The sequence below is a fragment of the Hwanghaeella sp. LZ110 genome (genome assembly GCF_048892525.1).
GTDB lineage: Bacteria > Pseudomonadota > Alphaproteobacteria > UBA8366 > Aestuariispiraceae > Pacificispira.
Map to the genome: position 1 here is coordinate 164262 of NZ_JBLZHT010000005.1, position 26201 is coordinate 190462.

Annotated in this window: 25 protein-coding genes, 1 tRNA gene and 1 other RNA gene; 11 read left to right on the forward strand and 16 right to left on the reverse strand. The window is 55.9% G+C overall.

What is annotated here, in order from left to right; translation table 11 throughout:
• Positions 1-5: 5 nt before the first annotated feature.
• A complete protein-coding gene (locus ACOSDM_RS11950) occupies positions 6-1070 on the reverse strand; it encodes a GlxA family transcriptional regulator (RefSeq protein WP_420724761.1) in 1065 nt (354 codons plus the stop codon).
• Positions 1071-1178: 108 nt separating this feature from the next.
• Here ACOSDM_RS11950 and rnpB point away from each other — a divergent pair.
• Both rnpB and ACOSDM_RS11960 read left to right on the forward strand, forming a co-directional pair.
• An RNA gene (gene rnpB / locus ACOSDM_RS11955) (RNase P RNA component class A) lies at positions 1179-1617 on the forward strand.
• An 87-nt stretch (positions 1618-1704) separates the two neighbouring features.
• Entirely contained in the window at positions 1705-2529 is an 825-nt protein-coding gene (locus tag ACOSDM_RS11960; RefSeq protein ID WP_420724762.1) for an alpha/beta hydrolase family protein, read from the forward strand.
• On the opposite strand, the gene ACOSDM_RS11965 is transcribed toward ACOSDM_RS11960, so the two are convergent.
• Positions 2530-3768: an MFS transporter gene (locus tag ACOSDM_RS11965; protein ID WP_420724763.1), complete on the reverse strand. Its 1239-nt coding sequence runs from the start codon at positions 3766-3768 to the stop codon at positions 2530-2532.
• 219 nt (positions 3769-3987) lie between these two features.
• Between ACOSDM_RS11965 and ACOSDM_RS11970 the strand changes: the two genes are divergently transcribed.
• On the forward strand, positions 3988-4746 hold the full coding sequence (locus ACOSDM_RS11970) for a phytanoyl-CoA dioxygenase family protein (protein WP_420724764.1): 759 nt from the start codon (positions 3988-3990) through the stop codon (positions 4744-4746).
• A gap of 10 nt (positions 4747-4756) precedes the next feature.
• Here the strand turns inward: ACOSDM_RS11970 and metZ are convergent, their stop codons facing one another.
• The 9 genes from metZ to ACOSDM_RS12015 all read right to left on the reverse strand — a co-directional run bounded on the left by metZ (position 4757) and on the right by ACOSDM_RS12015 (position 13879).
• Positions 4757-5959 carry an O-succinylhomoserine sulfhydrylase gene (gene metZ, locus ACOSDM_RS11975; protein ID WP_420724765.1) on the reverse strand — a complete coding sequence of 401 codons (1203 nt, stop codon included), beginning with the start codon at positions 5957-5959 and terminating at the stop codon, positions 4757-4759.
• 22 nt (positions 5960-5981) lie between these two features.
• Positions 5982-6416 (reverse strand): rhodanese-like domain-containing protein, encoded by a 435-nt coding sequence (locus ACOSDM_RS11980; RefSeq protein WP_420724766.1) that lies wholly within the window; start codon positions 6414-6416, stop codon positions 5982-5984.
• Between the two features lie 83 nt (positions 6417-6499).
• Complete coding sequence (pncA, locus tag ACOSDM_RS11985; protein WP_420724767.1) at positions 6500-7126, reverse strand: bifunctional nicotinamidase/pyrazinamidase; 627 nt, start codon at positions 7124-7126, stop codon at positions 6500-6502.
• Positions 7127-7541: 415 nt separating this feature from the next.
• On the reverse strand, positions 7542-8237 hold the full coding sequence (locus ACOSDM_RS11990; protein ID WP_420724768.1) for an ABC transporter ATP-binding protein: 696 nt from the start codon (positions 8235-8237) through the stop codon (positions 7542-7544).
• A 3-nt stretch (positions 8238-8240) separates the two neighbouring features.
• A complete protein-coding gene (locus ACOSDM_RS11995; RefSeq protein WP_420724769.1) occupies positions 8241-8978 on the reverse strand; it encodes an ABC transporter ATP-binding protein in 738 nt (245 codons plus the stop codon).
• Positions 8975-9922: a branched-chain amino acid ABC transporter permease gene (locus ACOSDM_RS12000; protein ID WP_420724770.1), complete on the reverse strand. Its 948-nt coding sequence runs from the start codon at positions 9920-9922 to the stop codon at positions 8975-8977. The genes ACOSDM_RS11995 and ACOSDM_RS12000 overlap by 4 nt, the downstream gene beginning before the upstream one ends.
• Complete coding sequence (locus ACOSDM_RS12005; RefSeq protein WP_420724771.1) at positions 9919-10800, reverse strand: branched-chain amino acid ABC transporter permease; 882 nt, start codon at positions 10798-10800, stop codon at positions 9919-9921. The genes ACOSDM_RS12000 and ACOSDM_RS12005 overlap by 4 nt, the downstream gene beginning before the upstream one ends.
• A 195-nt stretch (positions 10801-10995) precedes the next feature.
• Positions 10996-12312 (reverse strand): ABC transporter substrate-binding protein, encoded by a 1317-nt coding sequence (locus ACOSDM_RS12010; RefSeq protein WP_420724772.1) that lies wholly within the window; start codon positions 12310-12312, stop codon positions 10996-10998.
• A gap of 133 nt (positions 12313-12445) precedes the next feature.
• Positions 12446-13879 (reverse strand): hypothetical protein, encoded by a 1434-nt coding sequence (locus tag ACOSDM_RS12015; RefSeq protein WP_420724773.1) that lies wholly within the window; start codon positions 13877-13879, stop codon positions 12446-12448.
• A 180-nt stretch (positions 13880-14059) separates the two neighbouring features.
• Here ACOSDM_RS12015 and ACOSDM_RS12020 point away from each other — a divergent pair, with 180 nt between their 5' ends.
• From ACOSDM_RS12020 to ACOSDM_RS12040, 5 genes are all read left to right on the forward strand, one after another.
• A complete protein-coding gene (locus tag ACOSDM_RS12020; RefSeq protein WP_420724774.1) occupies positions 14060-15370 on the forward strand; it encodes a nucleoside recognition domain-containing protein in 1311 nt (436 codons plus the stop codon).
• Between the two features lie 88 nt (positions 15371-15458).
• Entirely contained in the window at positions 15459-15905 is a 447-nt protein-coding gene (locus ACOSDM_RS12025; protein WP_420724775.1) for a VOC family protein, read from the forward strand.
• A gap of 65 nt (positions 15906-15970) precedes the next feature.
• Positions 15971-16047, forward strand: a tRNA-Arg gene (locus ACOSDM_RS12030).
• Positions 16048-16239: 192 nt separating this feature from the next.
• Positions 16240-16704: a mobile mystery protein A gene (locus ACOSDM_RS12035; protein WP_420724776.1), complete on the forward strand. Its 465-nt coding sequence runs from the start codon at positions 16240-16242 to the stop codon at positions 16702-16704.
• Positions 16701-17291 carry a mobile mystery protein B gene (locus ACOSDM_RS12040; protein WP_420724777.1) on the forward strand — a complete coding sequence of 197 codons (591 nt, stop codon included), beginning with the start codon at positions 16701-16703 and terminating at the stop codon, positions 17289-17291. The genes ACOSDM_RS12035 and ACOSDM_RS12040 overlap by 4 nt, the downstream gene beginning before the upstream one ends.
• A 32-nt stretch (positions 17292-17323) precedes the next feature.
• Here ACOSDM_RS12040 and ACOSDM_RS12045 read toward each other — a convergent pair whose 3' ends face one another.
• The 5 genes from ACOSDM_RS12045 to ACOSDM_RS12065 all read right to left on the reverse strand — a co-directional run bounded on the left by ACOSDM_RS12045 (position 17324) and on the right by ACOSDM_RS12065 (position 22334).
• Entirely contained in the window at positions 17324-18139 is an 816-nt protein-coding gene (locus tag ACOSDM_RS12045) for a carbohydrate ABC transporter permease (RefSeq protein ID WP_420724778.1), read from the reverse strand.
• On the reverse strand, positions 18136-19011 hold the full coding sequence (locus tag ACOSDM_RS12050; RefSeq protein WP_420724779.1) for a carbohydrate ABC transporter permease: 876 nt from the start codon (positions 19009-19011) through the stop codon (positions 18136-18138). The genes ACOSDM_RS12045 and ACOSDM_RS12050 overlap by 4 nt, the downstream gene beginning before the upstream one ends.
• Positions 19012-19073: 62 nt before the next feature.
• Positions 19074-20360 (reverse strand): ABC transporter substrate-binding protein, encoded by a 1287-nt coding sequence (locus ACOSDM_RS12055; protein WP_420724780.1) that lies wholly within the window; start codon positions 20358-20360, stop codon positions 19074-19076.
• Between the two features lie 73 nt (positions 20361-20433).
• On the reverse strand, positions 20434-21558 hold the full coding sequence (locus tag ACOSDM_RS12060) for an ABC transporter ATP-binding protein (protein ID WP_420724781.1): 1125 nt from the start codon (positions 21556-21558) through the stop codon (positions 20434-20436).
• Positions 21555-22334, reverse strand: coding sequence for a DeoR/GlpR family DNA-binding transcription regulator (locus ACOSDM_RS12065; RefSeq protein ID WP_420724782.1), 780 nt, complete (start codon positions 22332-22334; stop codon positions 21555-21557). Before ACOSDM_RS12065 ends, ACOSDM_RS12060 begins: the two co-directional genes overlap by 4 nt.
• A 442-nt stretch (positions 22335-22776) precedes the next feature.
• On the opposite strand from ACOSDM_RS12065, the gene ACOSDM_RS12070 reads away from it, so the two are divergent.
• Genes ACOSDM_RS12070 through ACOSDM_RS12080 form a run of 3 tightly spaced genes read left to right on the forward strand, consistent with a single transcriptional unit; the run spans position 22777 to position 26200 of the window.
• Positions 22777-24138 (forward strand): glycosyltransferase family 39 protein, encoded by a 1362-nt coding sequence (locus ACOSDM_RS12070; protein ID WP_420724783.1) that lies wholly within the window; start codon positions 22777-22779, stop codon positions 24136-24138.
• Positions 24139-24147: 9 nt separating this feature from the next.
• Entirely contained in the window at positions 24148-25170 is a 1023-nt protein-coding gene (locus ACOSDM_RS12075; protein WP_420724784.1) for a glycosyltransferase family 2 protein, read from the forward strand.
• Positions 25160-26200 carry a lysylphosphatidylglycerol synthase transmembrane domain-containing protein gene (locus ACOSDM_RS12080; protein WP_420724785.1) on the forward strand — a complete coding sequence of 347 codons (1041 nt, stop codon included), beginning with the start codon at positions 25160-25162 and terminating at the stop codon, positions 26198-26200. The genes ACOSDM_RS12075 and ACOSDM_RS12080 overlap by 11 nt, the downstream gene beginning before the upstream one ends.
• Position 26201 lies beyond the last annotated feature (1 nt).

Below are 26201 nucleotides of genomic sequence, written 5' to 3' on the forward strand. Positions count from 1 at the left end.
CCAGTTTATTGCGTCCAGTGGGTCTTTCGTGAATCGTTTGCGGCTCTGGGGCGAAACCGAAGCTTTGACTGCATCAGCGCATCCCGGTCCAACAAGGGTAAACCGCGCGCCTCCGTCGGGGTCAGGCCATAGGCCTTGCGAAACAAGGTCGCAAAATGGGACTGACCGTTAAACCCGCATTCCAGCGTGATATCCAGAATGGATCTATCCGTTGTCAGGACCAGCCACAGGCCATGATCCAACCGTAATGCCCTGGAAAACTCCCCAAAGCTCATACCCAATTCATCCCGGAAACCGCGTTCCAACTGTCGCCTGGAAATGCCGATGGTGCGCGCCAATTGATCAATGCGCGGCGGATCGGACAGTTTTTCTTCCAACAGCAGGATCGCGCGGGCCACACGGGGATCGCGCACCGACTGGGCCACTGGGGGTTGGGGTTGCGGCGTCGCCGTCGCACGGCTGTTTTCGACCATCATGATGCTCAGGGCCTTTTGCGCCAGATCCCGTCCCAGATGTTGTTCAATCATCCAGGCCGCCAAACGCGCCGCCCCGACCCCCCCTGCGCAGGTAATCCGCTTACCATCTGCAACGAACAGGCGGCTGGCATCGGGTTCCACACTGTCGAACCGATCAATCATATCCTGATAGTGCAACCAACTGACACAGGCCTTGCGCCCATCCAGTAGTCCCGCCCGCGCCATCGCAAAAACACCGGTACAAATTCCCACCAAGGCAACACCTCCGCTGGCCGCCTGGCGCAAATAGTCCAGGACGGGATCTTCTTTATCCTCATCATGCCCCAGCAATCCGCCAATCACGACCACATAGTCAAAGCGTCCCGGGGACAGAAATGTGCTGCTTGCAGTAATACTGACACCACAGCTTGCCGGGATCATGCGCCCATCATGGGACATCACCTCCCAGCGGCATCGGATCGGGCGCGACCGGTCCCGTTCATCCGCGGCCAACCGCAAGGCATCAATAAAGGACGCAAACGCATTCAGGGTGAAGTTCGGTAAGGGCACAATGCCGACATTTAGGGCCGCAGGCGCGGTTCCGCCTGTGGCCATTCCTGATCCCTTGCCCGATATTCGATCGTCCCTGTTCATGGCTTTTAGTCTATGCGGATGTCACCAGCGTTGAAAGCATCCACAATAGGGCGTATCTCCTCCCCTGGGCCAGACGGTTGGACGGTCGCGCCCAGGCAATGGGGAAACCCGTCTGGGTGAGGAAAGTCCGGGCTCCACGGAAACACGGTGCCGGTTAACGACCGGCGGGGGCGACCCTAGGGAAAGTGCCACAGAAAGCAAACCGCCTCGATTTCAATCGGGGTAAGGGTGAAAGGGTGCGGTAAGAGCGCACCGCTCGTCCGGCAACGGAAGAGGCATGGTAAACCCCACCGGGAGCAAAACCGAGTAGGGATGGTAGCCGCACTGGGGTTGATCTCTTATGAGATATCGCCCCTGGAAGACGGCAGGCGGGTTTCCGCGCCCCATCCGGGTAGGTTGCGAGAGGCACACGGCAACGGGTGTCCCAGAGGAATGGCCGTCCATCGCCCCAATGATCCTTGGGTCAGCGGGGGGAGGACAGAACCCGGCTTACAGACCGTCTGGCCCATTTTGATTATTGCCTATCTCTCTCATTCCCTTACCATATCCTCAGAAAAGCCACATGCATTGCGACAGTTCATAGGGAGATCGACCCATGCGTTTCTGGATTTTCGTATTCGGCATTCTGGTCCTGCCCACCCTATCAATTGTCGCGCCGGCACAGGCATCGGATGATGATTGCCGACCCGCAGATAACCTAACCTATGTTCAGGGTGGGGATGAATGTTTGGCGATCCAGACCTACCTGCCCGGCACGCCTGCCCACACCAAGACGCTGGTTGTGGTTCTGCATGGCGATCTCAGCAGCGGCAGCCCCGCTGACTATATCTTCCCCGTCGCCGAAACAGCCGCCGAAATGGGGGCAGTCGGTGTTGCAATGATGCGCATCGGATATAGCGGCGGTGGTCGATCCTCCACCGGGCGGGCCAGTCGATCTGAAAACCGGTCAGAAATCTATACACCCGACGAGATGGACGCCATCGCCGATGCGACCACGCGCCTGAAAGCCCATCATGGGGCCGATACCGTTGTGATGATCGGCCATAGCGGCGGGGCCGTGATGACCGGCGTGATTTTGGGGCGTCATCCTGGCCTGGTGCAGCGTGCGATGTTGTTAAGCTGCCCCTGCGATGTGCCAACCTGGCGACAGATCAACAACCGCAAGCCCTTGTCGCGCGCGGAAAACCCGCTTGATTATATCGACCGCATTCCGGCTGGAACCATGATCCGGCTGGTGACGGGGTCGCGGGACACCAATACCTGGTCACGGCTGTCGCGCGACTATGCAGCCGACGCATCAGCCAAAGGCATTGATGCCACCTTTGCCGAAGTTTCTGGGGCCCCGCATAACCTGACGGCAGAAATGGCAGACAGCGCCGAATTCAAGGACGCTGTCCGCCAGGTCGTCACCGGGCAGTGATTAGGCCACAGCCGCCTTTGGGCCTTTAGGGCGACGGATATACAGCAGCCAGAAGGCAATCGACATGTTCAGCAGGTTAAATGCGATGCCATTCAGGAAGGCCGCCTGATAGCTGCCGGTCAGATCATAGATTTCACCCGACATCCATCCGCCCAATGCCATGCCCAGAACCGTTGCCATCAGGACGATCCCGACCCGGGACCCCGCCTGACGGGCCGGGAAATATTCCCGCACGATCAAGGCATAGCTGGGCACGATCCCCCCCTGTGACAGGCCAAACAAGGCAGAGACCAGATATAGGGAGACCAATCCATCAAAGGGCAGATAAAAAAGCAGGGCCAGGCATTGCAGGGTCGAGCCCAGGATCAACGTACCGACGCCCCCGATCTTATCTGCAATTACCCCTGATGCCAGCCGACTGACCACGCCCAACCCCAGCATAAGGGACAGCATCTCCGCCCCCACCGCGGGGCCATATCCCAGATCCCCGCAATAGGCGACGATATGGACCTGGGGCATGGACATCGCCACACAGCATCCAACCCCGGCAACGACCAAAAGCATCAGAACGACATTGGGCGATACTGGCGCGGATGCGGTCGCAGCCTTTGCCGCCACGGGGACAGAGCCCTGATCAATATCAGGGCGGCGCCGCAACAACAGGGCCAGGGGAATCATGGTGCAGAAGCAAAACACACCCACCCAGAAATAGGCACCCCGCCAACCAATCGATACAATCGCTTCCTGCAGGATCGGTGGCCAAATCGCCCCGGCCAAATAATTGCCACTGGCGACAATCGCAATAGCAAGGCCCCGGCGCTTCAGAAACCAATGAGATACATCAGCCACCATGGGCCCGAAGGTCGCGGAACTGCCCAACATCCCGATCAGCACGGCCTGACAGGCCAGGAAAGTCCAGAAATTCGGGGCAAAGGAGGACAGGACATAGCCCGCGCAGATCATCGTAGCCGCCATGATAACCGGTATGGCGATCCCAAAGCGATCCACCAACCGACCCATCAGCACGCCCCCCAGGGCAAAGCCAATCATCGTTGCGGTATAGGGAAACGACGCCCCGCCACGATCCAGACCAAATTCCAGCTCAATGGACGGCAGAACGACCACGGAAGACCACAACCCAACACCACCGATCGTGCTCAAGATCAGACATACCCCCAGCCGAAACCAGGAATAGGGAGTGTCCGTTGCATCGGGATGGTCAGCAGAAACCTGTGACATAGAAAAATCCAACTTCAAAAGACGCGCGGTACGATATCCGTATCCCAGCTTTTGAAGGGGGGCAAATACAGAGTGTAGTAGATCAAGTGTTTTGCCTGTCAGGCATACAACAATTGCAAGACCGCCTGAAAATCATCATCAGATTGTCAGTGGTACAGGATGTTCGGGTCAGCTATATTGAATTGTAAATCGTATCATTCAATAATCATTTGATAATCCATGCAAGATGCACATCAAGTACCGCCGTCCTATACACGGCTTTCCATCGACACGCGCGACTTTCGCTCGGCAAGCGCTGCGGCGCTGTTTCAAGGACTTGGCGTACTGCATGTTCAAAACGCAATCCCACTGGAAACGCTTGCGGCCATCAAGGCGGAGATATTAGACGGGCTTGCCTGGCTGGAAAATCAGGTCGGCGAGCGCGTGCCCTACATCACCGTCATGCGCAGTGAATTTGATCCCGCCATGCGCACCACCTATGAACGACTGGTGATGCTGCTCAACGAGGTATTGTCACCACAATTCCCCTATCGTGACAGCATCGCCGCCGCAGCCGGGTGCAGTGAAATACAATATATCATGGCCTATGCCAGAGAGGCGCGGAATGACGGCGGTGCGTCCGCTCATGTCGGCTTTCATCAAGATTATCCGACTTTTAACAAGGTTTCTAACATTCAGGACCACTTCAAACCCAAGCGGACGGTGACATGTTGGATTCCACTGGACGATATTGACGATGAAACGCCGTCTATCGAATATCTGCCCGCCTGGCTTAACCAGGAATTGCCGTCCAATGCTCAAGGCACGCTTGATCTGGAAGTATTTGGCGAAACGTTGGATCGCTTGCCCCATTGGGTGCCGCCAGTGCAATTGGGCGATTTTATAATTCATGATCAATTCACGCTGCACCGCAGTCATGTCACCCCTAAGCGGACGAAACAGCGGCGCAGCTTCGAATTACGGTTTGTGATGCGCTGAAACAGCGGGGTCACGCAAGCGCCTGATCCAGGTCCTCGATCAGATCATCGACATCTTCCAGACCGATGGAAAGGCGGATTGTGCCATCATCGATGCCAAGGGCCTGTCGTTCCTCGGGCTTCAGTTTCTGGTGGGTCGTGGTTGCGGGATGGGTTGCCAGGCTTTTTGCATCTCCCAGATTGTTGGATATATCAAACAGCCGCATACCGTTCAGAAATTTGAACGCCTGAGCCTTCCCGCCGGGCAGCGCAAAGGTGACCAGGGTGCCAAAACCCGTCATCTGGCGCTTGGCCAGGTTATGCTGGGGATGGCTTTCCAAACCAGGATACCGCACCAATGTCACGGCGGAAAGGGCCTCCAGGAAGCGGGCGACCTTGTCGGCATTCTGACACATTCTTTCGACGCGCAGCGGCAGTGTCTCCAGCCCTTTCAGCATGACCCAGGCGTTAAACGGGCTCATCGACGGGCCGGTATGACGATACAGGGGTTCAAACACATCCTTCAGGAAGGCATTGGTGCTCAATACTGCGCCCCCCATTGTGCGGCCCTGGCCATCGATATGCTTGGTCGCTGAATAGGTGACGATATCCGCCCCCAATGCCAGCGGACGCTGGAGCATCGGGGTGGCGAATACGTTATCAACAACAACACGGGCGCCCGCCTTTTTGGCAAGTTTACACACTGCCTCGATATCCACCAAATCCAGCATCGGGTTGGAGGGGCTTTCCAGAAACACCGCATCGGTCGGCTGTTTCAGGGCATCTTCCCACTGGTTCAGGTCATGCCCATCGACAAAAGTTGTCTGCACGCCAAAGCGCGGCAGGATGTCATTACAAATGTTATAGCAGGAACTGAACAATGCGCGGGACGCGACCAGCCGCTTGCCCTGGCCCAGAAAGCAGGCCAGCGCATGAAAGACAGCAGCCATCCCACTGGACGTCGCGCGGCATCCTTCTGCGCCTTCCAGCAGCGCCAGGCGCTCTTCAAACATGCCAACGGTGGGATTAGCATAGCGGGAATACATGAAATTGGTGGTTTCGCCCTTAAACGAGGCTTCTGCCTGTTCCGCATTATCATAGATATAGCCAGAGGTCAGAAACAGGCCTTCACTGGTTTCCCGAAAATCCGTGCGCTCCAGGCCGCCCCGCACCAATTCCGTCTGTTGGCGATACCGCCGTCCCGCACCGATTTCAGGTTTACCGCTATCCATCATGATCTCTTTCTAATTAAATAAATCAACCCTGGGCCCAGGGCAGTCCAGCCACTTTCCAGCCACCGGCTTTGCCGCGCTGACCATCAGCATTCTTATCGCCTTCAAACCCTTCAAGGATATTGTAACAGCGGCTGAACCCTTCTTGAGTCAGGGCTGCGGCAGCGCCTTGGCTGCGCTGACCGGATCGACACAGAAACACAATTGCCGGATCCGCATTGCCCGCACTTTCAGAGACGGCCTCTTTCACTTGTGCAACAAATTCCGGATTTGGGGCACCGCCGGGAAACCGAATCCATTCGACCAGAACCGGCTGCTTGGACAAACTGTTCAGGACAGGGACACCCACAAACTGCCATTCCGCCGCTGTGCGTACATCCACCAAGACCGCATCAGGCTCTTCGCTCAACAGTTTCCACGCCTCTTTCGGCGTTATATCCCCAGCATATCCAGCGCCCATCACATCATCCCTTTTGCCGTAAAATCATCGCCCCATCAGGGTTGATGGGCTTTAGCAGTATTTCACACAAGAGAAAAGGGGAATTACACCGCGTAATCGGCGCTGGGAACAACTGCCACATTATGCTCTGCCATTTCCGCCATGGCTGCCGCCAAGGATCCATCCATATCAATCGCGCGACAGCCATCTTCCAGGACCGTCACGTCAAATCCCAGCTTCGCTGCATCGACGGCAGAAAACCGCACACAGAAGTCTGTCGCCAGCCCCGCCATGACAACAGACTGCACGCCCCGGTCCCGCAAGTATCCCTCCAGCCCGGTCGGCGTTGTATGGTCATTCTCAAAAAAGGCGGAATAGGAATCGATATGACTGCGATAGCCTTTGCGGATGATCAGATCAGCGCACTCGATCTGTAATTTGGGATGAAAGGCCGCCCCCGCACTGCCTTGAACGCAATGGATCGGCCACATTACCTGCGGCCCATAGGGCGCATCGATCAGGCTGAAAGCCTCTGCCCCCGGATTGTTGGCTGCAAAAGAAAAATGATCCGCCGGATGCCAGTCCTGGGTCAGCACCTTGACTGGAAAGCGCGGCATCATGCGGTTGATCACGGGAACGACCTGGTCGCCTTCTGCAACAGCCAGGGCACCGCCCGGACAAAAGTCATTCTGCACATCAATCGCCACAAAGGCCGTATCCGCTGATATCATCGGAAACCTCTTTTCTTTGGAACCAGCCATCAGTTTTCCACATCCCAATAGACCTTCGCAAGAACCGGATGTCGTGAATAAAACGGCTACACTCTTCTGTCAGGTGGAAGTCATTGCACCCTCATCCTGAGGAGCGCAGCGTCTCGAAGGATGAGCCCCCTGAAAGCACCTGACTTACAATCCCTCCTTCGAGACGCGGCGTCGCCGCTCCTCAGGATGAGAAATGTGCGAGTTGTCAAACCCCTCCGTCACGGGCGCAGACAAATACATGCCCCTTCAAACACCGACACAACGGATCAAACATTCAAGGTCACCCCGGACTTGATCCGGGGTCCAGAGCGGCACTCATCATTCTTGCCTATGTCTCTGGATTTCCGCCTGCGCGGAAATGACAATATTCATACAGACTGCCCGTTCAAACACCGACATAACGGTGCAGCAGGCTTGGGTCGTCGCGCAATTGCTGCACCGGAACGACGTCTCGGTTAACACCGTTTTCGATGAAGGCGACGTAGTCAGCGACCGGTAGGACGGCATCAACGCGCTGTTCCACCAGAACGACGGCAACGCCTGTTTGTTTCAGGGACAGGACGACCTCTCGAATCTTGGAAATCATGGAAGGCTGTAATCCTTCCGTCGGTTCGTCCATCAACAGAACCTTGGGTTCCGTGCACAAGGCGCGGGCCATGGCCAGCATTTGCTGTTCCCCCCCGCTTAACTTGCCAGACACCTGGGACAGCCGTTCACGCAAGACTGGGAACAGATCCAGCACCCGATCGCGGGTCGGCTTTCCCTGCCCGGTCGCCATCAGGCCAATGTCAATATTCTCCGAAACCGTCAGCTCCGAAAACAAGCGTCGCCCCTGGGGGACATAGCCCAATCCGTATTTCGGGGCGGCATGGGCCGGTAGTTTTGTCAGATCAACATCATCGACAAGCACTGTGCCCAAACGCGGCGGCACCAGACCCATGATTGCTTTCAGCGCCGTCGTCTTCCCCGCGCCATTGCGCCCAAGCAAACACAGGATTTCCCCAGAGGCCGCTGACAGTGAAAATTTCCGCAACACCTGCACATCGCCATAGAAACAATCGATATCCGTGACTGTCAGCATCGCCTATCCCCCCAGATACGCGGTTTGAACAGCATGATTGGCGCGAATCTCTTCTGGCGTGCCTTCCGCCAGCACCTCGCCAAAATTCATCACCGTGATGCGCTGGGCCAGATCCATCACGACCGTCATATTATGTTCAATCAACAGGATTGTCGTATCCTTGGAAACCGCACGGATCAGATCAATAAAATTGGCAATTTCGGAATCCGCCAGGCCCTGTGTCGGCTCATCCAGAATCAATAATTTCGCGTCCAGCGCCAAGCCCATGCCAACCTCCAGCAAACGCTGATGCCCATAGGCCATCTCTTTTGCCTTGGTATCGGCCTGATCACGCAGTCCGACCCGGGCCAATACCTCATCCGCGCGGGTGATCAGGGCTGCCTCGTCCACGCGCCCGAACACTCCAGATGCCGCCACCGCCGCGCGCTGGGCAGGCAACAGGATGTTTTCGCGACATGTCAGATTGGCAAAAATGCTGGTGATCTGGAATGTATAGGCAATTCCCCGCGCAACACGGGCATGGGCAGGCAATCTGGTAATGGATTGCCCCTGAAAGGCGATGGTTCCAGCACTGGGCGCAATACGTCCGCTGATCAACCCAACCAGGGTGGATTTCCCCGCCCCATTCGGCCCGATAATGGCCCGGATTTCACCCTGCTGCAGATCAAAATCAACGGACTGAACCGCCGCGAGGCCGCCAAAATTCTTCGACAGGTTTCTGGTTTGCAACAATGTCGTCATGGCAGCCACGGTACCCACCGTTCCCGCACAGTTCCCAACAGGCCCTTTGGGGCGACCAGGATCAACAATACCAGGGCAAGCCCCACAAAAAACAGATAGGCAGAGGTCATCCCGCTGGCGATATCAATCAGATAGAACATTGCAATCGTCCCCAATAGGGGCCCCAACACCACACCAGCCCCGCCCATCAGAACATATAACAGGGGCAGAATAGAATACTGGATGGACGCGAAACTGGCCCCGACATAACCAAACAGAATCCCATAGGCTGCCCCAGCGGCCCCCGCAAAAGCGCCGGAAATCACCATCGCCATCAACTTGTACTGGAACGGGTCATAACCCAGCATCCGGGTGCGTTCCTCATTTTCTCGAATAGCGATCAGGATACGCCCGGTTGGAGAGCGCACCAGCGCCAGCTTGATTAAGATCGCCGCCGCCAATAAGGCCAAGGCCACCAGATAGCGCGTATCTTCCGCCGACAGATCAAGGGGGCCTAAGACCCGCAATTCCCGCAGGATCACGAAGCCTTCATCGCCCCTTGTGTATTCGTTGTAATACAGGATCAACAGATACCCGACCTGGGCGAACATCATGGTCACAATCATGAACGACACGCCCACCGTGCGCAGGGCCAGCATACCGATCAGCGTCGCCACCGCGATGGCACAGAACAGGCCGAAAACGAAACCCGGCCCCGCCGTCCATTGGAAGAACTGCATCGACAGGCCTGCGCCATACAGACCCGCTGCGAAGAACAGTGCATGGCCCAGGCTGAGCAACCCGGTATAGCCAAAGAGCAGATTGAACCCCAGCGCATAGACAGCCAACACCATGATGCGTGCCAGGCTGACATGGTGATAGGCCGGCAGAATGAAATGCAGCGCCAGCAGTACGACGATCAGGCCCAAATGCACCATCAATGCCTTGTTAAAGACCCCGCTCATCGCGTTGCCGTCCCGAACAGGCCCGTTGGTCGGAAGACCAGAATCATCGCGACCAGAATTGTGGAGAGGATCTTCGCCAATGTCGGGTCAAAAAAGATTGTTATGATCCCATCGCTTAACCCGATCACAACGGCGGCCAGCACGGTCCCTTTCAAACTGCCCAACCCGCCGATAATGACCACAATAAAGGACAGCAACAGCGGATCCAGGCCCATCAGGTAATAGGCCTGCTGTGTCGGCACGATCAACACGGCCGCCACGGCGGCCAGCATCGCCCCAAAGGCAAAAACACCCGTATAGACCCGCGCAACAGGGATGCCGAAAGCCTGGGCGGTCTCTCTGTCATATTGGGTCGCCCGCATGATCAGGCCGATGCGGGTTCGGGTCAGCAACGCCCAGACACCCAAAAGCATCACCATACAGGTCAGGATCACCGAAATCTTATACCCGGAATAGCCAAACCACGGGAAGCTGACACGAAAATCAAACGGGGCTGCGACCGGGCGTGCATCGGGCCCATACAGCGTCAGGGCCCCCTGCTGGATAATATACAGCAACCCTATCGTGGCGACGATTGTCGCCTCCGGATCATACTTCAGGCGCTTCAAGATCAGGCGATCTGCGACAGCCGCCAGCCCCCCGACGATCAGGGGGGCAAAAATCAGCGCCGCCAGAAACCCAAACAGCGGCGTGCCGGTCAACAGACTGGAAATCCACCAGGCCAGCACAGCGCCTAACATAAAGAACTCGCCATGGGCGACATTCACCACGCGCATGACACCAAACACCAGCGACAGACCCAGGGCTGTCAGTGCCAAAACCGCTGCCTGAACAGCCCCTTCCAGCGAGGCGAGAAGCAAATAGGGTCCAAAATCCATGGAATCAAATTGTCCTTGCCGGATAGAATTCCGGAGCTTCATCTCTGAAGTTCCTCTCTCCCACGGTGGGAGAGAGGAAATCGCACCATGTCCCGTCATTCCGCGCAGTCAGGACTCCAGAGCAACCCGGACATTTCCTGCCATTCGCACTGGACCCCGGATCACGTCCGGGGTGACGGGGTCTTTCCAAGGTCCCTAGAATGCCATCTTCGTATAGTCGACTTCCGGCTCATACAGGCTGTCTTCGATGGAGGTACGGTGTACCACCTTTAATTTCCCATCGGTGACCTGACTGATATTCTGAATGCCGAAGACTTGGTGGGTCTGACCATTAAACATCTTCGCACCTTGCGGATGTTCCGGACCTTCTGGGAAGTCCGTGAAGCTCTCAACCGCTTCGATCAATTTGGCGCGATCCGCCGGACCTTTATAGTCTGCCGCTTCCATACCCTGCTTAATGATATACAGGGTCTCCCAGCACCCAAACATATGGGCATAGGTGGAAATATCCTTCGGATCGCTCAGGCTGGCCCCATTTGCATCAACGCCGACCTTTTCCCGATAGAAGGCATCATGCGGATTAGCCCCGTCATTCTGGGCATAGCGCGGGAAGCCTTCCCAGAAATAGGTGCCTTCCAGTGCTTCCAGACCCGGATTGGCCAGATCAACCGCTTCCAGACTGTCGATAAAGCCGAAGATTTGCGGACGGTCGCTGCCAAAGAATTCACCCAATTCCTTCACAAAGGTCAAAACGCCCGGCCCGACCATGACATGGTACAGGACTTCGGTTTCCTTGGGGATGCGGGGGAAGTATTTGAAGAAGGACTGCTCCGTCGGTGGAATTGCAATTTTCTCAATCACCTCACCACCCTGCGCTGCAATGGCCGCAGAGAAATAGTCGCGGTGGTCATGGCCAAAGGCGAAGTCCGGGAAGATCATCGTGACTTTCTTACCCAGATTGCTGCCAACCCAGGGTGCCATGGATTGAACCTGGCTTTTCACATCCGTAATGCCGGGCTGCAGGACATAGCGGTTCAGCTTGCCACTGGCGACATGGTGTCCCTCGCTGACCACAAAATACGGGATCTTCAATTCGCCTGCGCGCGGGGCGGACCCGATCACGACATGGCTGAACAAGGTGCCAAACACGATATCGGTCTTGTGCTGAATGGCAAATTTTTCGACCACTTCCGCGCCGCGCTTGGGATCCGTGCCATCATCTTCTGTCACGATTTCAATAGGGCGACCATTGATCCCGCCCGCGTCATTGATCAACTGCGCCGCCGCCATTGTGGTGCGCTCGTACCAGCGGCCATAGGATGCCCCAATGCCGGTGCGGTGGGCCTGGAACCCGATCTTGATCGGCTCGCTGCTCTGTGCCTGGGCATATCGACCCGACAGCGGCATCAGTTGAGACCCGGCGGCCAAGCCAGCCGCAGCCCCTAGTGTTTTCAGCGTGTCCCGACGCGTAAAGTGCTTGGTCTTGGTGCTGTTTGTCTTCTGTTCAGTCATCGCGAAGTCTCCTGTTCAGACTTGATGTTTGTAGACTCGTCTACCGGATTTACCCAAGCATGCGACGGTCTTTGGAAAAATCGTACGCATACAAATGAATTTGTGTCTAGTGTCTGTGATCGATTTTGCCACTTTATCCCCCTGTGGGAGAGGATAGAAGCCACAATCCAAACAAAGTATACCCCACCATCAGCATACCAAGAGGGATTTGCCCGATCAGATGCCTTGACGCCCGACCACCGGCCAGACGATGGCTCAGCCCATGAGCCAGGATGACCGCCCAGATATGACCAATGGTAATTGCGGCAACTTGAGCCTGCCAGATTCTCTCTACGGTATCTGGCATGTTCAGAAAGGATGTCGTCACCCGAAAGCCCTGTAAGCCAAACAGGTTCGCGCCAGTGGCAAGCGGATCATTCAGCGCGATCAGCACCCATTGCCCGTTTACCAGAAAATAGGTCAGGTAGTGAGAGAAATGGTATGCTAAAGAGATCGGCAGGATCGACAACACCATCAGGCCCAATGCAGGTCTTGCATCCTGGACACCGCGCAGCCTCTCACCCGTCCAGACTGCCGCACAATACAGACAGGCAAGTCCAGTCCAGGCCAATACCAATCCAACCGTGTTGATCCCTGTCACCGCAGAACGCCCGGGAAATTCAAGCGGATTGATATCATTCAGGCCCAACCACCAGAATGTCATACTAAGGCCATCAAAACTGACCGTTGCCAGACTGAGCAGCAGAAACAGCATGAAGGGCACGGTCGGAGGCTCTGCCTCAAGCACCCGCCTGCCCGGTTTAGACAAGAGCAGGACCCGCTGCCCCCCCTCCTTCGTCTCCACAGAGAATGGTGCCAACAGCGATAGATAGCGAAACAGGACAGAAAGCGGTTCGCCTGAACGCAACCAGACGGCCTCTCCAAAGATCAGACAGCCGATGAATCCAATGACCCAATAGACCGAAACCCAAAAGGCCAGAAGGTCGGGATCCTCTGGTGATAAAGACACCAATTCATACCAGGCGATCCCCATCAACAGTACTATAGCGGGCCATCCCTTAACCCAATCAGGCAGGGCGACTGGTCCCTTTCCTTCTGCCGCAGCGCCTGCAAGTCGACGCAGCACCCGGACCGGAAATCGCCAGGGGTTCAACACCGACCAGAAATTTCCAAACACCGCATGGGCAACCGTCACACCGACCCAACCCACAGACCATATCACCATGGGCAATGGATTTGTCAGGGGATCGCGCGCGCCCTCAACACCGCAATACAACAATCCGGCAAACAGAAAGAACCCGACCGCCGATAACACGGTGTCGAACACCCCCGCTGGAATCCAAGGCAGCGACAGGTGGCCCAGATACCCCGCAACCACGGCTTTCGGGGCTGTCAGGGACAGGATCAGAAAAGACAAGGCAACCGACAAAGTGCCACCCAACAGGTAATATTCGGTGGGCAATAGCAGGATATATCCGCTTTCTGACGTATGGGCGAAAGCCGATGGGACGAACCCCAGAATGGCGATACAGGGCAGAACTGCCCAGAGAATCGTCCTGATCCGCATACAACGCCCCCAATACCCAACCGATAGAATCCCAAAGACACCGGATTTGAGCGTGAACCGACGCAGTCATGCAAGGGGAAATCCCCCGGCACTGGGGCGGACCCGGATGAAACTGATGTGACCTGCTCGACAAATTCATCGAATCACGCGCTGCTGATGTAAACAGAGGATGGGGCGTCAATGAACTATATATTCTTCGCCATGGTCGCTATCTCATTCGTGGTCGCGGCCTATAAACAGGTGACCTGGGTGACCCCGATTGTGGCCGCAGGCGAAGAAGCCGCCAAGGCCCCGATGGAGCATCTGGGCCTGTCGATGATCAGCACGGCGGAATCGTCCGTCACCCTGGCTTTGGGCCTGATCGGCGTCATGGCGCTGTTCCTGGGATTGATGAAGGTGGCGGAGGCTGGTGGCCTGTTGCGCATCATCGCGAAACTGCTGCGCCCCTTGATGGTGCGCCTGTTCCCCGACGTTCCCGCCGACCATCCAGCCATGGGTGCGATGATCATGAACATCTCTGCCAATGCCCTGGGCCTGGGCAATGCAGCCACCCCGTTTGGCATTCGCGCAATGCAGGAACTGGACCGCCTGAACCCCCATAAGGGCACCGCCACCAATGCCATGGCGCTGTTCCTGGCGATCAACACATCCTCCGTCACGCTGCTGCCGACAGGGGTAATCGCGATCCGTGCCGCCTCTGGCTCCAACGATCCGGCCGGTATCGTCTCCACCACCCTGATTGCAACAATCTGTTCCACCACAATTGCCATTGTCACCGCAAAACTGCTGCAGGGTCGTTTCAAAACCCCCGCACACGATGCGCTGACTGAGCCAGAAGACCCGACCGAGCCACAAGAAGCCCTGCCCGCCGATGCCAGTGCTGCCTATCCGCTTTGGGCCTCTGCCCTGGCGTTGGGGGCCTTGATCGGTTTCGTCCCCCTGACGATCTTCTATGGTCCCGCCATTGCCCCCTGGATTATTCCCGGCCTGATGATCGCCTTTCTCAGCTTCGGCATGCTGCGCGGCGTGCCGATCTATGAAAGCTTTGTGGAGGGCGCAAAAGACGGCTTTGGCGTTGCGATCAAGATCATCCCCTATCTGGTCGCCATCCTGGTGGCGGTTGGCATGTTCCGGGCGTCTGGCGCGATGGCGCTGCTGATCGAACCTATTGGCCTGATCACGGCTCCGTTTGGTCTGCCTGCAGAAGCCTTGCCCATGGCCCTAATGCGCCCGCTCAGCGGCTCTGGCGCCTATGGCATCATGGTCGCCATAATCACTGACCCGACGGTCGGGCCCGACAGCTATACAGGCTATCTGGTCACGACATTGCAGGGATCGACCGAAACGACATTCTATGTCCTGGCAGTCTATTTCGGGGCGGTTCAGATTCGTCGCGTCCGGCACGCCCTGTTTGCCGCGCTCGCCGCAGATGCCGCCGGAATTGCAGCTGCTGTCGGGGCCTGCCTGTTGTTGTTTGGTCACTTGCAGTAGGATTTACCTGCCATGGGGTTGCCCTGAAGGGGTCGCACCGCTACCTAATGGCCCAGACATTCACGCTGGTAAGAGGAGCTTCTGGCTCATGGGACTTCAATATCTCCACACGATGGTGCGCGTCTCCAACCTGGAGGAAAGCCTGGATTTCTATTGCAACAAGCTGGGCATGCAGGAACACAGCCGCACGGAAAGCGAAAAGGGCCGCTTTACCCTGGTCATGCTGTGTGCGCCCGATGACAAGGCCAATGCCGATGCCCAGCGCGCGCCCTTGCTGGAACTGACCTATAACTGGGATCCGGAAGACTATCAGGGCGGCCGCAATTTCGGCCATCTGGCCTTCCGCGTCGATAACATCTATGAGACCTGCCAAAGCCTGATGCATCAGGGTGTCACCATTAACCGCCCGCCCCGCGACGGCTATATGGCCTTCATCCGCTCCCCCGACGGCATCTCCATCGAATTGCTGCAACGGGGCGAGAAACTGGCCGTCGAAGAACCCTGGGGCTCCATGCCCAATACGGGATCCTGGTAAGACCGGGCCGGCAAAAACTGACTCTTGGTAAGCCAATCCGACCTGTGCTATAGCCCCGGTCGCGTGTCCTCGTAGCTCAGTAGGATAGAGCGTAGGATTCCTAATCCTAAGGCCACAGGTTCGATTCCTGTCGGGGACACCATTTTTTCTTAATTTCCCACTATTGCGAGAACACCTGAGAAATTCAGTGTGATATGTGGCGTTGCGCGCGTTTTTGCATATTCATATATATGCAAAATTAGATAGTTATAATATTTATAAGTTGGCAAAAAATTTATTTTGCATGTATATAAATATGCAAAATTCTCATACACAACCAATGGAACCCTTTTCAATGGATGTAAAATCGACAGCAAGACGGCAGTATATCCGCGCTGCAGACGCCGCAGCGGCAGGCGCCAGTGGGATCAAGCAGCCATCAGAGGGGTGGTTGACCACGATCCGGAAAGCACTTGGGATGTCCGGTGCGGATGTTGCCGCACGCCTGGGCCAGGGCCGCAATACGGTCTACCAAGCTGAACGCAATGAACGCAATAATGTCATCACCCTTGCCCAGATGGAGAAGCTTGCCACGGCAATGGGGTGTCACTTTGTCTATGCCATCGTCCCAGACGGGCGCATTGAGGATGTGATCCGTAAACAGGCGCGACAGAAAGCAGAGGCACGGATCAGGCGGGTCAGCGCCCATATGGCCCTGGAGCAACAATCCTTGCCCGAACCCCAAATTCAGGCGCGAATTGAGGACCTGGCAGAGGAGTTGGTCCGAACAATGCCTCCTGATTTTTGGGACCCACAATGAACCTCACTGAGCCAGAGGGGGCGACGCCGCTGGACCCGGACGAATGCGAGGGGCTGAAATTCCGGCATATCACCACCCGTGAAGAACTGGATGAGTTGGAACAAGCCAATATCGAACAGGGACTCGCCTGGCTGTCCAGGCGTCGAAAAATCAATGTTTTCGATGACATGTTCATTCGAACCCTACACAAACAACTGTTTGGTGACGTTTGGCGATGGGCTGGGCAATACCGGCTGACAGAAAAGAATATTGGTATTGATCCCATTCAAATTTCTATGCAATTGCGCATGTTTCTGGGGGATGCCCAACTTTGGGCAGAACAAGATATCTTCCCCCCATTAGAGGCCGCCGCGCGTTTCCACCATCGTATGGTTCTGATACATCCTTTCCCAAACGGAAATGGACGCCATGCGCGTATTGCCACAGATATCCTGCTGGATGTGGCCTATAAGCACCCACCCGTTGCCTGGGCCAGCGGGTACAATCTTCAGGCCGATAACGCGCGCCGAAGGGATTATATAGCCGCATTGCGCGCGGCAGATGCGGGTGATTTTGACCCGCTTTTTATATTTGTTGGTGCCAGATAGGGAGAGGAACCACTGGATAAAAATCGCTCCCCCTACCGTATTCCCGCACGCATGAAGCTTTGGACAAATTGGCGTTGGAACAATAGGAAGGCGATCAACAGGGGGCCGGAGGTCATCAGGGTGGCGGCGTTGATGATGGACCAGTCTACGCCCTGATCGACCGACGAGAAGATCGACAGGCCCACGGTTACCGGGCGTGTTTCTACCGAATTGGTGACGATTAGCGGCCAGAGGAAATTGTTCCAATGGTGGCTGACCGAAACCAGGCCATAGGCCAGATAGGTTGGTTTCGCCAGTGGCACATAGACCCGCCACAGAACCGTCAGCGGGCCGGCCCCTTCGATCCGGGCAGCTTCTTCCAATTCCTTGGGCACGGTCTTGAAGGTCTGGCGCAGCAGGAAAATGCCAAAGCCCGACGCGATATAGGGCAGGCCAATGGCAGCTATCGTATCGACCAGCCCCAGCTTCCGCATGGTCGCATAATTCTCCACAATCAGAATATCGGGCATGACCAGAAGCTGCAGCAGGACCAGCGCGAACAGAATCCCCCGCCCCGGAAAGGTGAAGCGCACAAAGGCATAGGCCGCCAGCGTGCACAGCACGAATTGCCCAATCAGGATGAAGGTCACCAGCAGAAAGCTGTTCAGGAAATACCGCGCAAACGGGGCCGCGTTCCAGGCATTGGAGAAATTCTCCAATGTCAACGGCGCGAGAAGCTCAAATCGGGTTGCATAGGCACCGGGATGAATGGCTGTCCAGACCGCATAGATCAAAGGCAGAAACCATATCAGCGCCAAGGTCCAGGCACCCAGCGTATTCAACCAGCGATCAAACCGTGTCGCCATCATCGGTAATGCACCCGCTTGTCGAGGAGGAGAAACTGACCCAGCGCAATGACCGACAACAGAACCAGCAACACAACGGTCAGGGTCGAAGCATAGGCGGTATCCCAGAACTTAAAGGCTGTTTCGTATATATAGAACAGCAACAGCGAACTGGCGTTATTCGGCCCGCCTTCGGTCATGACAAACACATGATCCACCATACGGAACGAATTGATCACGGCATTTACCGAAACAAACAGCGTTGTTGGCATCAACAAGGGAAAGGTGACGCGCCGGAAAAAGGTCCAGCGGCTGGCCCCTTCTATGGCGGCGGCTTCGCGCAGGACCGGCGGGATGGATTGCAGGGCGGCCAGGTAAAAGATCATAAAGAACCCCGCCTCCTTCCAGATCGACACCACCATGATGGAGCCCAGCGCGAGCTCTGGATTGCCCAGCCAGTTGACGCTGGGATACCCCAAAGCCCCACTGATCTGATCGATCAGGCCAAAGCCCGGCGTGTAGAAGAACATCCAGATATTGGCGACCGCAATCAGCGGCAGGACGGTGGGTGCAAAATAGGCGAGCCGCACAAAGCTGCGGCCCGACAGTTTTCCATCGACCCATATCGCCATCAGCAAGGCCAGGGCGACCGAAACGGGGATGGTGACAACCGCATACCAGATACTGTTGGAAAGAACCTGCCAGAAAGTCTCATCCATCAGCAGCTTTTCGTAATTCCCCAGGCCGACAAATTTGGACGGGCGAATGCCGCGCGGGGTAGAAAAGAAACTGTCCCATATTGTGGAAATCGCGGGGATATGGGTAAACGCGAACAGCAATACCAGCGCAGGGCTGAGCAGCAGCCAGGCATAGATCCATTCGCGTCTGTGGGTCATGATCGATATCCAGCAAAAAAGGGCTGCCGGTCAGCCCTGGGACCGACCGGCAGCGGGTATGCTTAGCGATAGTCTTTCAGGATTGCCTCAGCCTGAGCCTGAGCTTCCTTCAAGGCATCCGCCGGGGTCTTCGTCCCGGTGATGGCTGCTTCCAGGGCATCGTTGAAGATCGTCGTGATGCGCTGGTTCTGGTAGGTCGCCAATTCAGCAACCGCGTATTCCAACTGATCCCGGGCAACAAGCGCCTGGGGGAAACCAGCGACATAGTCTTTCATCGCAGGTGTTTCCCAGGTATCGGCACGGGGGGCAACATAGCCCGTTGCAATCGTCCATTTAGCCGATTGTTCCGGGGCCGTAATCCATTTGATGAAATCAAAGGACGCAGCCTTTTGTTCGTCGGTGGAGTCCTTGAAGATATAGAAGTTACCGCCACCGGTCGGGGCACCCCGACGCTTGTTGGCAGGCAGCATGGCGACACCAAAATCAAACGGTGCGTTATCGCGAACATTGGTCAGGTTGCCCGTCGTGGTCCAGATCATCGCGGCCTGACCTTCAAAGAAGGCCTTGGGCGTGCTGCCCCATTCAACGATACCGGGCTGCATGACCTTGTGTTTCACCGACAGATCGACCAGGAACTGCAGGGCCTCGACCACTTTCGGATCATCGAAATTGGTCTTGTTACCGGCATCATTGGCCAGGATCACATCATTCTGAGTCGTCAGACCCTGGAACAGCCAATAGGGGAAACCGGAGCTTGGGATCCGCACACCCCACTGGGTAACATTGCCATTACTGTCGGTCTTGGTCAGCTTCTTACCGAATTCGACCATTTCTTCCCAGGTGGCCGGCGGCGTATTGGGGTCCAGACCGGCTTCCTTAAAAGCTTCCTTGTTCCAATACAACACAGGGGTGGAGCGCTGGAACGGAATGCCATAGGTCTTGCCACCGGTCATGCTGTTATCCATGAAAGCCGGATAGAAAGAGGTCAACCAGGCCTTGTCTTCATCGGTCTTTGCCAGACCATCGAAGGGGATGATCGCGTCTTCTTCGATCAGGGTGAACATATCCACCGACAGAATCACGGAAAGCTGGGGCGGGGTGCCGCCCTTTGCCGCCGTCAGGGTCTTGGTGATCGTGTCCTGATAGCTGCCGGCATAAACCGCGTCGATTTTAACATCGGGATGGGCGGCGGCATATTCGTCGGTCAAGGCCTGAATCGTGTCAGCGGCTTTACCCCCGACGGCGACGGGAAAGAAAAACTGAAGATCAACCGCCAGGGCTGATCCCGCCGTCGACGCCAACAGTGCGGCGGCACTTAACGTCGTTGTCATTGTCTTAAGAAAGGTCATGTCAACTTACTCCTGGTTAGAGAACTTGAATGGAGGAAGGGGCCTTGTGCCCATATGGCGTGGCCCTCTTGTGTCACGGATCGGAAACTCCGGTTTCCGTGGATGTTGATAGGGAAATGCCCTCATGCGCGTCGATGCGCGCACTGGTATCCCCGTTGAACAGGTGTTGGCGCTGTTTTGGCCAGGTGAGGTGCACCGACTCTCCCGGTCGCACCGCATCCTGGGTTGAGGCACGCATCACCAACGGCTGCCCGGCGATACGACAATCGACCAGCAGGTCAGACCCCAAATATTCGACCTGTTCTACCGTTGCCGACACGCCGCCGGTTTCAGAAATGGAAATGTCTTCCGGGCGGACGCCCAATTGGTAAAAAGACGCCCCCTTCACATCACTCGTGACCAGGGCGGTTGCATCCCCGGCGATCGCCAAGCCGCCCGGACAAGGCGCAAGGGTCAGAATATTCATCGGGGGCGTGCCAATGAAACGCGCAACGAAAACACTAGCTGGGCAATCATAAAGGCTGCGAGGATCGGCACATTGTTCTATCCGCCCCCCGTTCAAGACCACGATGCGATCCGCCATTGCGATGGCTTCCACCTGATCATGGGTGACATAAACCATCGTGATACCCAGCTTACGTTGAAGCGATTTCAACTCGATCCGCATTTCATGGCGAAGTTTGGCGTCCAGATTGGACAGCGGTTCGTCCATCAGGCAGATTGGTTTTTCTGCAATGATCGCGCGCCCCAGGGCCACACGCTGTTGCTGGCCACCCGATATCTGACTGGGGCGGCGGTCCAATAATGTGTCCAATCCCAACAGGGCCGCCGTGCGCTGCAATCGTTCCGCCCGTTCTGCGGCAGGAACGCGGCGCACTTTCAGGCCAAAAAGGATGTTTTCAGCGACATTCAGATGGGGAAACAGGGCATAGGACTGGAACACCATCGCGATCTGGCGTTCATTCGGGGCTTTATTCGTGACCGTTTCGCCGCCAATCATCACAGTGCCGGATGTCGCATCTTCCAGCCCTGCAATCAGCCGCAATGTGGTTGATTTCCCACAGCCAGAGGGTCCCAACAGCACCGTGAATTCCCCGGCTGGCGCGGTAAAGCTGATATCATCAACCGCCGCCTGATCGCCCCAGGCCTTGCGTAAGTCCCGCACTTCAATCGCGGCATTTTGGGTTATGGCGGTCATGGCGCGCCGCCCTCTGAACACAGCACCACTTCATGGCCGGCCGCCTCTATCGCCTGGCGAATTTGTGCGGGGGGATCCCGATCACAAAACACAACATCGGCATCGCTGATCCAGCCACCCCGAACATGGGCGGCACGACCGAATTTGCTGGCATCCAGGACCAGAAAAGACCGACGGCAATTGCGGCGAATGATTTCGCGTACCTGAACTTCATCCCGGCTGAAGTCCAGAAGCTCGCCCTGATCATCAACGCCTCCGACACCATAAAGGCCGATATCCACCTTGAAGCTTTCAAAAAAAGCCTCGACTTCCGGCCCCAGAATATCGCGTGCTTCCGGGCGCACGGCACCGCCTGGAACATGAACCTCAACAGCGGGCAAGGAGCACGCATTCAGGGCCGCCATCAGATTGTTGGTGACGATGGTCAGACCGCGCAAATCTGACAGTTGATGCACCGTTAATGCGGGCGTGGTGCCAATGCTGATCGCGATACTGGCCCCATGCGAAATATGGGATTTAACGACGCGCGCAATCTGCTGTTTGGCCGCGAAGTTCAGGGTCTGGCGTTCTTCAAAGCCGATATTATCTGTCGGAATGGGCAATTCCACGCCGCCGTGGCGTCGACGCAATGCACCGGCTTCACTCAGTTCATTGATATCCCGACGGATGGTCTGGGTTGTGACACCAAAATGCTGGGCAAGGTCCGTGACGGACTGAAAACCACTCTGGCGAACCCGCTCCGCAATCTCCGCCTGACGCTCCGTCGTCACATACATACACACCCCCGCCAGCCGTCATTGGCATCGTCAATGACTGTTCAATGCGAGAAGAGGTACCCGACAGGTATGACAACCACGTCATGATTGTGTGACGTTCAAATGAACATTCATTCGAACATTCGTATTATCTGCAAAAAAGCAGGTATGCGGAAAAACTTTTAAGGATGATCCTGATCGCCATATCCCAGAGCGTCCACCAGGGGGCAAATGGTCTTATTGATACATGCATTCACATAATTCATAAGATTCTTTATTAATCGAAATATCGTATACAAAATTCATGAATTGTTGCGGCACATTTTTTATCGCAATCAGTTAGGTGCGTTCATATTCATCTGTTAAAAAGAATCAGGGTATTATCGTGATATCGATTACGCTATGGACCAAACTTTAATTTTTGATTCCATCCAACTGGGCCCCGTCTTTTTATAGGGTATTAATGAAAAACCTGTTTCCCCCAGTCACGATAGCGGCTTTTTTGTGTTTTGGGATTATTGCGATTCAATTGCTGTGGCAGAAGCCTGAACCCCGCCAGGTAGATGAGCGATTTTATCTGGTTCTGGCCCATGATCTGTATGAATTTGGCGTTTTCACCTCCGCCACAGCACGGGGGACGGGGCAGTCTGGCGAAGTGCCGCAACCTGATAACTATATCGTCCCTGCCTATCCAGCTTTGTTGGCGGCGATTGCTGTTTTTGATCCTGAAATGCGCAAACAAATGCGGTGTGCCGTCGGTCCGATCGGTGATTGCATGGCCACCATCCCACTGAGTTTGATTTTAATTCAGGCTGTTTTGCTGGCCGGTGCAACGCTATTTACGTTTAATGCGTATCGCCATCTAAATCCACGCCCGGCTTTTGCCTATACCGCGCTGGTCTGCCTGCTGGCCGTCGGGCTGCAGGCGCGGCTGGCAACCAGTATTCTGCCCGATGGCCTGTCCCTTGCCGCCTTTATGGTCCTTGCGGGTTGCCTGGTCACCGCATTGCGATCAAAGGGCGCACAATCGTGGTTGGCCGTTGGGGCTGTGATTGGGCTGGGGGCTCTGATCCGACCCAGCACTTTCTATCTGGTCTTCATGATGATTCCGGTTGTGCTGTTCGCAACGCGCAGTGTGCGGGGGTCGATTGCCATGCTGATCGGTTTCACTATCGTGCTTACGCTCTGGATCCTGCGCAATGTTCTGATTGTGGACAGCTTATCCTTCACGGGCAGTTACGGGGGTATTACCCTGGCTCAGCGCGTTGCCTATAACGCCATGACGCCTGTGGAATGGGGCGCGGCTTTGATCTATTGGCTGCCGGATTTTGGGGACAGCCTAGCGGCATCCCTATTTCCAATTGAAGCCTATCAACGCCTTGATTTTTCTACACAGAACGGATTTTACCAGATCGGGAACACCGCCCTGATGGCCGAAGCACTGTCCCGCGCAGGTGGGCCACAGGGGCTGACCGGGGTCCTGATCAAGGATTGGATTCTGGCCCATCCCCTGACCCATATTGCAACCACAATACCGATCTTCTTGCGTGGCCTATGGGTGGCGAAATATGTTGGGTTGGCGGCGATATTGTTACTCATCCCCGTTGTGACCGGGCTGTGGCGACAGGGGCGCGCCAAAAACTTCTTGATATTAGCATCACCTTTTTTCCTGATGGCCGGCTTCCATGCCGGCATTTCGATAAACATTCCCCGCTATAATTACAGTCTCGTCATCATTTATGCTGCACTTTTCGCCTATGCAGGGTTTTATATCTGGGATCGAGTAAACCGTGCGCCTACTTCAACGGCAATCAACCAGGACTGAAGGAGACCGATGGCACCAAAATCCGGGACAGCACAAGATATTAACAGTGCAAAGGGAAACGCCGACAAAATTGCCGTTGTTATCCCCTGTTATCGGGAAACAAGGTTGATTGCCGATGTCCTATCGGCAGTGCCAGCCTGTGTTGATCAGATCTATTGCATTGATGACGGCTGTCCGGACAAGACCGGTGAATATGTGGAACGCACTGCGACGGACCCACGGATTACAGTACTGCGTCACGAAGACAACCAGGGCGTTGGGGCAGCGACCCTTACCGGGTATCGGCAGGCTATGGCAGATGGGGCAAGAATTATCGTCAAGATTGACGGCGACGGACAAATGGATCCGACCCTGATTCCCCGCTTTATAGAACCAATTCAACTGGGGCTGGCGGACTACACCAAAGGGAACCGATTCTTCCAACCCGACTCCGTTCGCGCCATGCCCGCAGGGCGCCTTATCGGGAATGCCGTGCTTTCCTTTCTGAACAAGTTTTCATCTGGATATTGGCATATTTTTGACCCGACCAACGGATATTGCGCAATTCACAGTTCCCTATTGCAATTGATGCCGATGGAAAAACTGGACAGATCCTATCTGTTTGAAACAGAGATGCTATATCGCTTGGGCACCCTGAGGGCCGTCGTGGTCGATATTCCCCACATGTCAATTTATGGCGATGAACAAAGCCATCTTGTCCCAAGCAGAATGATCTGGCCCCTATTGTCGCGTCATACCAGCAACTTTTTCAGACGCATTTTCTACAATTACTTTCTGCGTGATTTTTCAGTGGCCTCCCTGGAATGGGTTCTGGGACCGATTTTAATGCTTTTTGGCGTTATTTTCGGTGTTCTCAGTTGGGTAAATGCCACCAGCCAGGGCGTTGCCGCAACCGCAGGGACCGTCATGATCGCGGCACTCCCCATCGTTATTGGACTGAACCTGCTCTTATCCGCCCTGAATTTCGATATTGCCAGCCAACCCCGAACCGCCCTGCACCCCAAACTTCCGAAAGCGCCCGATGCGCCCTGATTTCCAGGTAGGTTTGCGCCAGAACCGCGGGGCCTGGATCCTGGCCACACTGGGCAGCGCATTCCTGCTGGCGCTGGTTCTTCGACAGGTCGACCTGGATGTGCTGCAAGATACGCTGGCGCAATGCAGCACGACACTGATCGCCCTGAGTATCGCACTTCTATGCTTGGAAGGGGTCTTTGCCAGTCTTCGATTGCATCTGTTTGCCTCCATTCCAAGGCGCGTCATGCCCCCTATCGAGGCCGCATTTCGCGTGAATGCTTGGTATGTGCTGGCGATTGCCCTGTTACCCGCACGATTGGGTGAAGTTGCCGGTGCTATCCTGATGCACCGCATTCTGAACATGCGCGGTGGACATGCGGCAATGGCGATATTCTCTCAACGACTGTTTGATCTGGCCGTCCTCGCAGGTCTGGTGCTGCCGGTCGCTGGCATTGCCGTGCTGTATTCTACGCTGGGATCAATGATAGTATCTGCTTTCGGGGCCGCGCTGATCGGGGGCGCATTGCTGGTCCTGGCCCTTTCCTGGATCCTGTTGATGCGCCCTGACGTCCTGCTGACACCGATCCTTGCCTTTGCTCACAGGGCGTGCCTGTTCCGGGGGCGATTGCAGCGCGTTTTTCAGATGTTACTGCAAGCCAGATCCTGGTCACGCCATCATTACCCACAGATGAACCAGCGCGGCGCGGTGCTGACAACACTTGGGAAATGGTTAGCGAATATTCTTGGTCTATGGGCCCTGATCGCTGCCTTTGGCATTGAACGGGACGCCCCGGTTCTGTGGGTGGTCGCGGTGTTCTATAATTTCCTGTTGGCGGTCCCCATCCCCACCCTTGGCAGTATTGGGTTGAGCGAAATTGGCCTGGCCGCCTTGCTGACATTAATTGGTGTTCCAGTGGCATCTGCTGCTGCCATAAGCGTGGTTGCCCGGGTGGTTTTACTGCTGTTACCTGTGCTTTATGGTGGCCTGACCTGGGTCGGTCTGGTCGTGCTGCGCAAGGTTCCCCCAACATCCTTACCCCGAAGTTAGC